Annotated in this window: 11 protein-coding genes; 6 read left to right on the top strand and 5 right to left on the bottom strand. The window is 37.5% G+C overall.

The genetic code is table 11. The features are described from left to right. Nucleotides 1-133: 133 nt before the first annotated feature. The 6 genes from ABD676_RS09125 to ABD676_RS09100 all read left to right on the top strand — a co-directional run bounded on the left by ABD676_RS09125 (nucleotide 134) and on the right by ABD676_RS09100 (nucleotide 9,483). Nucleotides 134-1,924 (top strand): chloride channel protein, encoded by a 1,791-nt coding sequence (locus ABD676_RS09125; RefSeq protein ID WP_344674360.1) that lies wholly within the window; start codon nucleotides 134-136, stop codon nucleotides 1,922-1,924. Nucleotides 1,925-2,394: 470 nt separating this feature from the next. Next, nucleotides 2,395-3,561: an efflux RND transporter periplasmic adaptor subunit gene (locus ABD676_RS09120; protein ID WP_344674359.1), complete on the top strand. Its 1,167-nt coding sequence runs from the start codon at nucleotides 2,395-2,397 to the stop codon at nucleotides 3,559-3,561. An 85-nt stretch (nucleotides 3,562-3,646) separates the two neighbouring features. Beyond that, complete coding sequence (locus ABD676_RS09115; RefSeq protein ID WP_344674358.1) at nucleotides 3,647-6,802, top strand: efflux RND transporter permease subunit; 3,156 nt, start codon at nucleotides 3,647-3,649, stop codon at nucleotides 6,800-6,802. A gap of 8 nt (nucleotides 6,803-6,810) precedes the next feature. Then, entirely contained in the window at nucleotides 6,811-8,277 is a 1,467-nt protein-coding gene (locus ABD676_RS09110; protein ID WP_344674357.1) for an efflux transporter outer membrane subunit, read from the top strand. A gap of 194 nt (nucleotides 8,278-8,471) precedes the next feature. Next, on the top strand, nucleotides 8,472-8,669 hold the full coding sequence (locus tag ABD676_RS09105; RefSeq protein ID WP_344674356.1) for a hypothetical protein: 198 nt from the start codon (nucleotides 8,472-8,474) through the stop codon (nucleotides 8,667-8,669). Between the two features lie 307 nt (nucleotides 8,670-8,976). Further along, the gene (locus ABD676_RS09100) at nucleotides 8,977-9,483 is read left to right on the top strand and encodes a thioredoxin family protein (RefSeq protein ID WP_344674355.1); all 507 of its coding nucleotides are present in this window, start codon (nucleotides 8,977-8,979) and stop codon (nucleotides 9,481-9,483) included. Nucleotides 9,484-9,501: 18 nt separating this feature from the next. Here ABD676_RS09100 and ABD676_RS09095 read toward each other — a convergent pair whose 3' ends face one another. From ABD676_RS09095 to ABD676_RS09075, 5 genes are all read right to left on the bottom strand, one after another. After that, nucleotides 9,502-9,861: a DUF488 domain-containing protein gene (locus ABD676_RS09095; protein ID WP_344674354.1), complete on the bottom strand. Its 360-nt coding sequence runs from the start codon at nucleotides 9,859-9,861 to the stop codon at nucleotides 9,502-9,504. A gap of 48 nt (nucleotides 9,862-9,909) precedes the next feature. After that, complete coding sequence (locus ABD676_RS09090) at nucleotides 9,910-10,305, bottom strand: group III truncated hemoglobin (protein ID WP_344674353.1); 396 nt, start codon at nucleotides 10,303-10,305, stop codon at nucleotides 9,910-9,912. A 60-nt stretch (nucleotides 10,306-10,365) separates the two neighbouring features. After that, nucleotides 10,366-10,800, bottom strand: coding sequence for an RrF2 family transcriptional regulator (locus ABD676_RS09085; RefSeq protein WP_344674352.1), 435 nt, complete (start codon nucleotides 10,798-10,800; stop codon nucleotides 10,366-10,368). A gap of 91 nt (nucleotides 10,801-10,891) precedes the next feature. Then, the gene (locus ABD676_RS09080; protein WP_344674351.1) at nucleotides 10,892-11,227 is read right to left on the bottom strand and encodes a GNAT family N-acetyltransferase; all 336 of its coding nucleotides are present in this window, start codon (nucleotides 11,225-11,227) and stop codon (nucleotides 10,892-10,894) included. A 161-nt stretch (nucleotides 11,228-11,388) separates the two neighbouring features. Beyond that, nucleotides 11,389-13,092: an AMP-dependent synthetase/ligase gene (locus ABD676_RS09075; protein ID WP_344674350.1), complete on the bottom strand. Its 1,704-nt coding sequence runs from the start codon at nucleotides 13,090-13,092 to the stop codon at nucleotides 11,389-11,391. Between the last annotated feature and the right edge of the window lie 207 nt (nucleotides 13,093-13,299).

The raw sequence follows: 13,299 nt of genomic DNA, 5'->3' as shown, positions 1-13,299 counted from the left end.
AGAGTTCCTATATTTGCATGAAATTTTTGGCTCAAGGAGATACAAGCCTGCTATATTATTTTTTTATCACGTTACTGACTTGCCGATTGGTTTTATTGCCAATCATAAACAAAGGTTTTCAAAAGGAATATACATGCGAGAGAAGTTGTTGAAAAGACTAGGATACATCAACCAATGGCGGATGCAAAAGATTTCAAATCGGAATTTTTTAATTGTCTTGGCGTTTCTGGTAGGTATTGTTGGCGGTTTAGCGGCGGCTTTATTAAAGGGATTGACACATTTTCTTGCTTCTACCTTACAAGATGATATCGAATGGCATTATAAGTATGGTTTGTACCTGGTCTTTCCACTCATCGGTATCTTGCTCACGGTCATATACATCCGTAAATTTATAAAAGGCAAGAAATTAGAACACGGAATTACGCCCATTATTTACTCCATATCTAGAAAATCCTCTCGTATTGAAATCCATAATATTTATTCACAAATTGTCACCAGTGCTATTACAGTTGGATTTGGTGGTTCTTCTGGTTTAGAGGCGCCGATTGCTTACAGTGGTTCAGCTATTGGGTCAAACATTGGTCGTTTCTTTGGATTAAGCTATAAGGAAGTGACAATGTTGTTGGCTTGTGGTGCTGCAGCGGGTATTTCTGGGGCATTTAATTCCCCAGTGGCTGGAATGATATTCGCCATTGAAATTCTTTTGCCTGAGTTCTCTATTCCTGCCTTTATTCCTTTATTAATATCATCAGCCTTAGCAGCTGTAGTTTCAAGAATATTATATGCAGAGCCTTTATTCCATACCGCAGCAACGGAATGGGAGGTAGGATCCATCTTATTTTATTTATTGCTCGGTTTATTGATAGGTTTGTATACAGTCTATTTCTCCAAAATAAGCCAAAAGGTAAAGACCTGGTTTTCTAAGATTAAGAATCCTTACAATAAGGTTTGGATATCTGGTATCAGTTTGGGGGTTATGATCTTTATCTTCCCTGCGCTTTATGGGGAAGGATATTTAAGTATTCAACAGATACTGGATGGACGATTTGATTCCATCGTTAAGAATTCGCTCTTTTCGGAGTATAAGGATATTGCTTGGGTAGTCTTGTGTTATACTGTTTTAACTTTGTTCGCTAAATCATTTGCTGCCTTATTTACCATTAATGGTGGAGGTAACGGTGGTGTGTTTGGTCCAAGCTTAATCATGGGCGGTTTATTGGGCTTTGCTTTCGCCTTTGGGGTTAATCAGACGGGATTAATACAATTGAATGTACCGAACTTTGTCATGGCCGGGATGGCGGGTGCCTTAGCTGGGATTATGCATGCTCCGTTGACTGGGATTTTCCTGATTGCAGAGGTAACCGGTGGCTATACACTTATGGTTCCTTTAATGTTAGTGGCATCTATTTCTTATTTGATCAACAGAGCCGTTATGAAACATTCCATCTATACAAAAGTATTAGCAGAGTCGGGTGATTTATTGTCCTATGAAGATAAGGATCGGTCTGTATTGAGTATGATGAAGCTACGGTATGTTTTAGAAACAAATTTTGTGGTGCTAAGACCAGATGAAACACCTGTAGAAAGAAAATCAGATATTATACATTCCAAACGGAATATCTTCCCGATAGTGGATGAAAAAGGGAAACTACTGGGGATAATATACAGTGAACGACTTTTCTCCATCTTGCTGGATGAGGCAGAAGGTAAAGATAAGTCCTTTGCCGTATTAGCTCAAAAGCCTGCAGATATCATCTTAGAAGATGAGAAAATGGAAATAGTGATGACGAAAATGAATAAGGATGATGTGTGGATACTTCCGGTAGTTAACTCCGATAATCAGTATTTAGGATTTATATCCAAATCATCTGTATTTAATAAATATAGAAGTCTATTGATTCGTCAAGGTCAGTATTTGGAATAGAAAAGATTAATTATTCCATTTGGAATATTGTAAGGAAATAAGACACTAATGGCGCTTTGATCAAAAATTTCAAGGCGCCATTGTCTTTTAGTGGAAGAGAAGGGCTTTGGATACCTCAACTGTTATGATTTGTTCCCATTTCACTATTTGGTTTTCGATTAAAGTAATGTTAATTAATTATTAAGGTTGGTGAGAATGTCGAATAGAATTAGGTGGTTTTACGATTTTAAACAATAAAATGAGTTTTTATTCAAAAAATAGATTATTTTCTTTATTTATCCCTAAAAACAGCTCTAAAAACTGTAAATGAGTCGATTATGGTTGCATGTGCAATTGCTTTAACAAAATTTAACTTTAAAATAATCTGTTAACAAGTGTTAAACGGTACAATAATTGTTAAAAAGTACGTTAATAAGATGGAAGTGTAATAAAAATATTACGAAGAAGAAAAAACAACAAATTAACGTACTGTGAAGAAAATTAAATTAAACATTTTAAAAGCATCAATATTATTTGCTGCGACAACTATCGTTTTTAGTAGTTGTTCAGAAGGTAAATCAAAAGAAAAAGAACATCCGAATAAAGCCTTGGCCTTGCCAGTATATACGGTAGAGAAAGCGAATGCAGTTACTGTAAAGGATTATTTAGGAACAATTGAGGGTAAAGTCAATGTAGAGGTGAGACCTCAAGTCGAAGGTTTATTGCAAGAGATTTATGTGGATGAAGGTTCTTTTGTAAAGAAGGGTCAAAAGCTCTTTAAGATTGATCCTTCCTTTTACCAAGAAGATGTAAATAATACGGTTGCTAGTGCTCGTGTAGCAAAAGCTAAACTGAAAAACGCACAATTAGAAGTGGATCGTTTAAAACCATTAGTTGAAAACGAAGTAATTTCAGAAGTTCGATTAGCAGCAGCAGAATCAGAATATCAAGTAGCACGCGCTGGTTTAGATCAAGCCAATGCAGAAGTGCGTTCAGCACAGTTAAGTAAGGACTTTACTGTGGTTAAAGCTCCGGTTAGTGGCTTTATTGGACGTATTCCCAAAAGAATTGGGAACTTGGTTGGTAAAGGTGATAAGGAACCTTTGACTAATCTATCGGATATTCAGGAAGTATATGTTTATTTCGCTATGAATGAGTCTGACTTTCTATATTTCTCCAAAGCGCAAGCTAAAAAGGATAGTATGGAAGGCCGTAAATACGATAAAGAAAAACGCCTAACCTTTCCTAAGGTAACATTAGTATTGGCTGATGGAGAAGAATATCCTATTAAGGGTACAGTTGATGCGGTAAATGGTCAAGTGGACCGTACTACAGGTGCGATTTCCTTGAGGGCAACTTTTCCAAATCAAAACAACTTCCTACGTTCTGGTAGTACCGGTACTTTGAAGATTTCTGAAGTAAAAGAGAATGTGTTGCAAATTCCTCAGATTGCAACTTCTGAACTACAAGACAAGACCTTTGTCTATGTATTGGATAAAAATAATAAGGCACAACGCCGAAATATCAAAATTGAAGGTAAGAGTAAAGCCAACTACATTGTTTCTGAAGGCTTACAAGTAGGTGATCGAGTTCTCCTAAGTGGCTTCGATAAGCTTACTGACGGTTCGATTATTCAACCGATAGCTCAACAGAACTAATATCTTAAACATTAAACGATAAGGAATTCCATTTCCTCCAAAATCTTGGGGGCTGGAATTCCCATATCAACCCTAACTCCATATTATGTTAAAAACGTTTGTAAGTCGTCCAGTCTTGGCAACGGTGGTATCTATCATCTTAGTCATCTTAGGATTGGTAGGCTTGAAATTACTACCTGTAACCCGATTTCCAGAGATTGCACCACCAAGTGTGGTAGTTTCCTTAAGTTATCCTGGAGCAACAGCCGAGACAGTAGCTAAATCCGTATTACTCCCAATAGAAGAGGCTATTAACGGGGTTGAGAACATGACTTACATTAAGTCAACGGCTTCTAACTCAGGGTCAGGTTCCGTTACGGTATATTTTAAAACCGGTACCAATCCCGATGTGGCATCTGTCAATGTACAGACCCGTATATCCAAAGCCATCAGTTCCATTCCTGCAGAAGTAAATGAGGCAGGTATTACCACCATGCCTAGGCAGAGTGGTGTCATTATGACGATTAACTTGTATTCCGACCATCAAGATTCTGTATATGATGAGACGTTCCTGCAAGCATTTGCACAGATTAATTTGATGCGTCCGTTACTGCGTGTAGATGGGGTAGCTCAGGTTTCTCGTTTAGGTGCGCGTGATTATGCTATGCGGGTATGGTTGAATCCAGAAAAATTGGCGCTGTATAATTTGGTGCCTAAGGATGTAACGGAAGCCATCAAAGACCAAAACTTTGAGATTGCACCTGGTAAATTTGGTGAGACTTCTGAAGAAGCATTTGAAACAGTAATTAAGCATAAAGGTCGTTTGACCCAACCTGAGGAGTTCCAAAATGTAGTTATCAAAACAAATGACGATGGTTCGGTACTTTATCTGAAAGATGTGGCTCGTGTAGAATTTGGTGCTACGAACTTAAACTCAGATAATAAAGTAGATGGTAATCCAGGTTTGACCTTAAACTTGACACAAACCAGTGGATCAAATGCCCACGATATTGATGTTGCGGTTCGTAAGGTGCTGAAAGAACAGTCTAAAATGTTCCCTGAAGGTATCAAGTATGATGTAACATATTCCGTTAGAGAGCAAATTGATGAATCAATCGATCAAGTAAAACATACTTTATTTGAGGCTTTCATTTTAGTATTTATCATTGTATTTATCTTCTTACAGGATTTTAGATCGACTTTAATCCCAGCGATTGCTATTCCAGTATCGTTGATTGGTACATTCTTTTTCCTACAGTTATTTGGGTTCTCCCTGAATGTATTGACCATGTTTGCTTTAGTACTGGCAATCGGTATTGTGGTGGATGATGCGATTGTTGTCGTCGAGGCCATACACAGTAAGATGCATCATACCGGACAAAAGGCAAGGGCTGCAACTTTGTCTACCATGTCCGAGATCACTGGAGCAATTCTTTCGATTACCATGGTTATGGCAGCTGTATTCTTGCCGGTAGGTTTTATGGAAGGGCCTGCAGGTATATTCTATAGGCAGTTTGCTTATACATTAGCTACAGCAATTTTGATTTCAGCTTTAAATGCATTGACTTTAAGTCCGGCATTATGTGCCCTGTTGTTGAAAGCTCCGGATGATGAAAAGCATATTGGTGAGAAAAAGAATAAATTCAATACGTATAAGGACCGATTCTTTACCGCATTCAATACTTCTTTCGATCGTATGACGAATAAATACATTGAGGGAGTATCGATGTTGATCAAGAATAAGAAGGTAATGTGGGCAGGCTTGGCTGTAATTACAGCATTAGGTGTGTTTATGATGATGCGTACGCCGAAGTCTTTTATTCCAACAGAGGATGATGGTTTTATTACGTATAACCTTGCTATGCCTCCTGGAGCATCTCTTGCGCGTACTACCGAGGTATTACGTTCTGCAGATAGCATCTTGAAGAAACACGAGGATATTAAAGGAATGACGACTGTATCAGGTTATAATGCCTTAGATGCGAGTTCAAGTCCGGCATTTGCTGCTGGTTATATCAACCTAAAGCCACATGCGAAACGTAAAAAAATCAAAGATATTAAGGCATTCATGGATACTATCCGTCAAGATTTATCACAAATTCACGAAGCTAAATTTACGGTCTTCCCAAGACCAACAGTACAAGGATTTGGTGATTTTGCCGGGATTGAAATGGTATTACAGGATCGATTAGGTGGAGATATTCGTGATTTCAATGTAGTGGCCGATAGTTTTATCAATCAACTGAATGAAATGCCAGAGATTGGAAATGCATATACCAGTTTTAAATCGAACTTCCCACAATATGAAGTCAATATCGATGTGGTGAAAGCAAAGGCTTTAGGTGTAAGCATCAACAGTCTGATGTCTACCATTCGTTTGTATTTTGCGCGTGTTCAAGCATCCGATTTTAGTCGATTTGGAAGACAGTACCGTGTATATGTACAATCGGACTTTGACTTCCGTAAAGATCCTGAATCTTTTAACTCCATCTTCGTTCGTAATGCGAAAGGGGAGATGGTGCCAATCAATACCTTATTGACTTTAGAGAAGATTGTAGGTCCTGAAACCATCACCCGATATAATTTATACAATGCGATTACGGTAAATGCAGAGCCTGCGGATGGATACAGTACAGGTGATGCGATGGCTGCAATTGAAAAACTAGCGGAAGAGAAATTACCAGGAAACTTTGGTTATGAATGGACAGGGATGAGTTTTGAGGAGAGCCAATCAGGTTCACAAACCGTACTGATTTTTGCCTTAAGTATTCTCTTTGTGTACTTCCTTTTAGCTGCACAATATGAGAGTTACATCTTGCCTTGGGCAGTGTTATTATCTATTCCAGTAGGTCTACTTGGAGTCTATGGAACAATTGGTTTGGTAGGCTTGCAGAATAACATTTATGTGCAGGTGGGATTAATCATGTTGATTGGCCTTTTAGCAAAGAATGCCATTTTGATTGTAGAGTTTGCTGTTCAAGAGCGAGCAAAAGGCTTGAGTATAGTTGATTCTGCCATTAATGGTGCAAAACTGAGACTACGTCCAATTATCATGACCAGTTTGGCCTTTGTGGCAGGTTTGATCCCTTTAATGTGGACAGTAGGTCCATCAGCTATTGGTAATCATTCCATCAGTTTCTCTGCTGCTGGAGGGATGTTATTCGGGGTAGTATTTGGAGTGCTTGTAATTCCAGTCTTATTCGTGGTCTTTAAGACCCTGGATGAAAAGGTGAGAAATAAATTGAAAACGGAGGAAGAATAAGTAGATACATGAAGAAGTTTAGAAATAGATATATCCTAATAGGCTTTGTATTCGCTCTGATCTGGAGTGTACAAAGCTGTAAGGTTGGGCAAAAATATACCCAGCCAGACCATAACCTCCCTGATCAGTTTCGGGGAGACACTTTATCCCATTTTGCAGATACCACCAGTATCAGCAGAATTTCTTGGAAGGAATTTTTTCAAGATGAAACCTTAAAGCAATTGATAGATTCTGCCTTGGCTAACAATTACGATATGAAAACGGCCTTGATGAATATAGAGATTGCGAGTAAACAATTGAGGCAAAATAAATACAATTATTTTCCAGAAGTAGATGCGACAATTGGTAGTGCCAATAAACAATGGCGTTCAAAGGAATTTGGTTCTGGTGCTTCTTCCAAATGGTATGATCGTCACGGTACGAAAGCTCCAGAAAATATGTTTACTTATCAATCGCAATTTGGATCAGAGATAGCATTTAGCTGGGAGATCGATATATGGGGGAAATTAAGTAATGCTAAAGATCAATTAACTTCTGAGTTTTTAAATACACAGGAAACAAGAAATGCCATTCAAACGAATTTGATTGCTAGTGTTGCAAAAGGCTATTTTAACTTACTAATGCTGGATGCGAAAATTGAAGTTGCCAAGCGAAATGTGACTTTAAATGATAGCACCAAAGGAATGTTGCAGTTGCAATATGAGGCAGGTGAGATTACTGCATTGGGTATTCAGCAGACTGAATCACAGCGTTTGCTAGCTGCCTCACTCGTTCCAGAAATAGAAAAGGAAATTGTCATTCAGGAGAATGCGTTGCGCGTATTGACGGGTCAAATGCCTAATGCAATTAAGCGTGGTTCTAATTTTGAACACCTTTTCCCTGAAAACCAGGAAATTTCTTTAGGTAGTCCTATTGAATTATTGCGTAATAGACCAGATGTTCGAGGAGCTGAATTAACTTTAATTGCTGCGAATGCGGATGCTAATATTCAACAAGCGATGCGTTATCCAGCTTTATCTTTAGGAGGTGAGCTTGGAGTCAATGCGATGTTGCCTAAAAATTGGTTTTCTATTCCCGGCGCACTATTAGGTGGTATAGGAGGAAGTATTACTGCTCCTATATTTAAACGTAAATCCTTAAAGACAAAATGGGAGGTGGCAAAGTTAGAACGTGATAAGGCTGAAATAGCTTGGCAACAGTCTATTGTTTCAGCAGTTAGTGAAGTTTCCGATGCGGTTATTACCCTTGAAAAGCAAAAAGAACAATTGGAATATGCACGCTTGCGTGTTGAGAATTCCGATAAGGCAGTAAAGAATGCGAATCTACTTTTTAAAGGTGGATATGCTACTTATTTAGAGGTTATTACTGCTCAAAGCAATGCCTTGGATTCAGACTTAGCATTGGTAGAATTAAGACAACAACAACTGGAAGCCTATGTTGATCTGTATAGATCATTAGGTGGAGGCTGGAGATAAGATTTTCTTCATAGTATCCTCGTGATACACTTCCCTCATCCAATATTAGCAAAGCGCTGTTTTGGATAAAATTAATGGATGGCTAGGTGAAAATTACCTAGTCCATCCATTTGCTTTTTATCTGCATCTATAGTAGGTCTTGCGGGTATTAACGCCAATTTGGCCGAGCAGTAAAAGGGGAGAAGGACCAAGGTATGGACCCAAGAACAAACAGCAATATCCAAATATGGCGCTTAAATAAAAAGCTGAATCCCTTTGGAGATCCTATATGTTTTCTTACCAAAAAGGAACATACGTTCATCCAAATGATTGCTATGCTCATCATTGTCATGTGTTCCAATCCAAAAAACCGTACTTCCCTTATTTTTATGCTTTTGGGAATCGCTTGGTAAAAGTGTTTTACCAAAGGACTTTGGAAGTAAAGTAACCAGCCAACAAAGAATTGTATGTTGAATGCCATACAAAACAGAAGCAGGTATTGCAGGTCTTTATTCTCAAATGTTTTCCCTTTTAGGTAATGATTTATAATCCAACAAAATTGCCCAATTAAAGCAATAACAACCACCCAACGAAAATAGCTATGAAAGAGTAACAAGTTTGAATAAAACATGAAATGGAATGCCGTCTATTTAAAAATTGCACTAAAATTAAACAACAATACTTAAATTGGTCTTTGAGAAATGCATAATCTACATTAAAATGAAAAAACTAATTTTAGGCTTGACGATTTTGTTTGCAGTATCACTTTTGACTAATACCCTGTCTGCACAAACAAAATCAGAATCAACAAAAACAGAACAAGCAAAACCATATCATCCAGAAGCTGATGCACAAAGGGATATTGATCAGTTAGTTGCAAAAGCTAAAAAGGAAAAGAAAAACATCGTTATCCAAGCAGGAGGTAATTGGTGTGTATGGTGCTTACGCTTCAACGATTTTATTCATAGCAACCAGAATGTTTCAAAGGTAATCGACAAAAACTACCTTTACTACCATTTGAACTATTCTCCGGAGAATGAAAATGTTGCGGTTTTCAATAAGTATGCACCGAATAAGGGTAAAGAATTTGGCTATCCATTTTTTATTGTTTTAAACAATAAGGGCGAAGTGTTAACTGTTCGTGAAAGCGGTAATTTAGAACTTGGAAAAGGATATGACGAAGCTAAGGTTTTAGAATTTTTCAATGCTTGGTTACCCAAAAAGTAATAATAAATAGTAGCGTGGCTATTTTTTTTGCTTTTGTAATACTTCTTGTAAAACGATCGCATGGTTAATAGTTCTACTTCGAGCAGCATACAATAGCGTTACAGGATATTTTTGATTGATATCAAGAATATGTTGTAGCGCTTCTTTTTTACCAGCAAGCTCTTTCTTGTATTCTTTCGTGAACTGAGCAAATCGATCATCTTGATGATTGAATTCTTTGCGTATCTCTGTGGATGGTGCCACATCTTTATCCCATTCATCCAGATAAGCATCTTCCTTTTTCACTCCTCTAGGCCATAAACGATCAACAAGGATTCGATAGCCATCTGTTTCGGCTAATTCATCATAAATACGTTTTATTTGAATTGGATTTTTCATCTTCCATTTTAGCTATATAACCTCTTTGCCTTGAAAAAGTTTCTTTCCTTAAGCTAGAGGCTGTCCATTTTGGTCCTGGTAATAAGCAATCTTATATTGAAACATGGTCGCCATACGCTCGCCTTGCCATTTAGCTCGATTAGCAGTTTCACCAACAAATAACTCATCGACAGTCATACTAAATAATCCGACCCACTGATCAAAATGTGTTTTGTTTACTGGCATTTTAGCATGCGGAGGGAAGGGACTTCCAAAGTAGGTGTGCTCTTCCAGCAAAACAGTTTGCCAGAACCTATACATCTTCTCCAAGTGCTCTGGCCACTTGTTTTGTATAATGCCATCGAATATTGGACCTAATAATTCGTTTTTTCTGATTCGATCATAAAAGGTATTAACCAACAACTGTATATCTTCTATGGTTTTGATATCTGTTAATTCTTTCATTGTTATGGTGCTATAAAGCTTATTAAGATAATTTTGTCTTAAATATATTCAAATAAAAAGCTACCGAATAAGGATGCTTTCACCAGCGACTAATCCCGTAGCTAAATCATGAATTGTTGTAGATTCCATCATATGTTTTAGGTCATTACGTATTTGGACGAAATTATGGTGCATCGGGCAGGGCTTTTCAGCATTACAGGTTTCTAAGCCTAATGCACAGCCTTCAAATAATTGATTACCATCAATAGCAGAAACAATATCTGCAATACGTACGGTTTTCAATTGATGTGAATCCAATTCAAAACCACCATAAGGACCTTTTATTGATTGTAGGAGTTGATGCCTAGAGAGTGTGCTCAATACCTTTGCGGTAAAAGCCTCGGGGGTGCCTGTATGATCTGCCACATCACCGATCTTTACACGCTGCCCGTCCAATGACTTGCTCGCAATGTAAATCATCGCTTTTAATCCATACTCACATGCTTTCGAAAACATAATCACTCCTTTGATGAAGTCAAATGTACAAAAACATAATCTTATTTAAGAGTAAGTTGTCGGCAATGTGGCAATAAAATGAAATTTCTAATTATGCTTTCGCATCATTCATGAGTTCATCATATTTTGGGAAGCGTGGTGAAACCAAGCTTTTCCATTCAGGATTCTTTAAAATAAAGGCATATACGTAGGGACAATAAGGGGACACGGTTTTACCAGCTTCTTTAATGAATTTCAAGGTTTTTTCTACTAGTGCAGCTGCTGCACCAGTTCCTGATAAAGCAGCGGGAGCCTCTGTGTGAATTAATGCAATGGTGCTGGATGTTTCCTTATAATCGATAAAGGCAATATGGCCTTCATAAGTAAGTTCAAATCTTTGTTTGTCTTCGTTCTTCGTTAGAGGGATTTCGATAAATTGAGCTTTCATATTTTTATAACAATCTATATTTATGCTTGTTTTTAATTTATTACAATACCCAAAATTAGCTATTACCTCATGCCTATAAATTGACCTATATCAAGAAATGAAAAAAGCTGTATCAACTTGAATAGAGGATACAGCTTTTCGTATTTTTGGTTTGAGGAACTTTACTCGTTATGGTACAGTTCTTCAAATTCCTTTTTATATTTTTCAAGAATAACTTTTCTTTTCATCTTCAAGGTAGGAGTCAACTCACCCTCTTCAATGGTAAACTCATTGGATAATATAATGGGTTTCTTAATTTGCTCCCAATTTCCAAAATGCTGATTAGCCACCTGGACTTCTTTATGGATCTTACGAACTACTTTTTGTTGTTTTAAGAATTCAATCTTTGGCAGATCTTTTAATTCGGGTGCTTCCGATTTACTCCAATCTTGTAGGTGCGCATAATTAGGCACTATATAAGCTGAGGCAAACTTTTGACCATCACCAATGACCATAGCCTGTTCAATAAAATTGGATTCTAATAATTTCTTTTCGATAGGTTGAGGGATAACATATTTTCCTCCCGAAATCTTAAACATTTCCTTTTTCCGGTCGATGATCTTTAAGAAGATTTCATCTTCCCAAACACCAATATCACCGGTATGCAACCAACCATCAATAATGGTTTTGTTTGTTTCTTCAGGGTTCTTATAGTATCCTTGCATCACATTTGGCCCTTTGACTAAAATTTCTCCATCTTCGGCAAGTTTAATTTCCACATATTTCACTGCTGGACCAACGGTTCCAATACGAATACCCTTAATGTAATGATTGACAGAAATCAAAGGAGAGGCTTCTGTCATTCCATATCCTTCATAAAGTGGAATACCTGCAGCCAAGAATACTCTGGCTAATTTCGCCTGAAGGGAGGCACTCCCAGAAGCTACTGTTTTTAATTGACCACCTAAGGCTTCATACCATTTGTCTAGCACGAGTTTCTTAGCAAGCTTTAATTTGATGTTATACATAAAGGACCTATTCTCTGGATTTGGGTCATAGTGTTCAGCAATGGATACTGCCCAATCAAATACCTGTCTTTTGAAACCTGTAAGATCTAGGCCAGCCTTCATGATCTTCTCATATACCTTTTCCAAGATACGAGGTACAGCGGTCATAATATGTGGTTTCACCTCATTAATATTCTGCCCGATCTTATCTAAGGATTCTGCAAAATGTATGGTAATACCGATGTACATATAGGTGTAAATCACCATACGCTCATAAGCATGGCAAGGAGGGAGAAAGGTTAATGAACGATCATAAGCCTGACAAGGTGTGATCTCACGTGCCGCCTCTACATTGGAAATAATGTTGTGATGAGTCAACATCACTCCCTTTGGCTTCCCAGTGGTACCGGAAGTATAAATCAATGTTGCTAAATCTGTTGGTTTAACGGCTTGTCTTAACTCTTCAATTCGTGTTAATGGCACATTTTGTCCAACATCAAAAACCTCTTTCCAATTACGTACTTGGGCATGCTCTTCAATACAGAAGATATATTTCAAACTATAAATGGATTCGCGAATGGCTTCTAAACGTTGAAATAGATTCTTATTACTAACAATACACAGTTTAATCTCTGCATCATTAAAAATAAATTGATAGTCTGTATCTGTAATGTTGGGGTAGATGGCCACTACAACAGCACCAATCTGCTGGATAGCAAAGTCAATAATATGCCATTCTAAACTAGAATCAGCGATTAAACCAACTTTCTCATTAGGTTTAACTCCTAATTCCACCAAACCTCTAGATAGGCTGTTGACTTGTTCTAAAAAAGTTTCAGTAGATACATTTTCCCATTCGCCTGCAACTTTGTGCGACATAATGGAAAGGTTTGGATATAAATTTGACTGTCGAAAAGCCAAATCAAATAAACGCAGATTTTCCTCCATAATATTCATAACATACGTCTTCCTTTAAATAGAGGAAGTTTTCTTAATTAGCTAAACAATTGCTTGATGTAAGAAGTTTTGCAAAAGTAGGAAATTGTTAGATATTGTATTCATTTCTTTGTCTTTTATCTTATTTTA

The sequence above is a fragment of the Sphingobacterium kyonggiense genome, assembly GCF_039536825.1.
GTDB classification, from domain to species: Bacteria; Bacteroidota; Bacteroidia; order Sphingobacteriales; family Sphingobacteriaceae; genus Sphingobacterium; species Sphingobacterium kyonggiense.
Note: the sequence above shows the minus strand (reverse complement) of the source record. Positions and strands in the feature narration are given on the sequence as shown.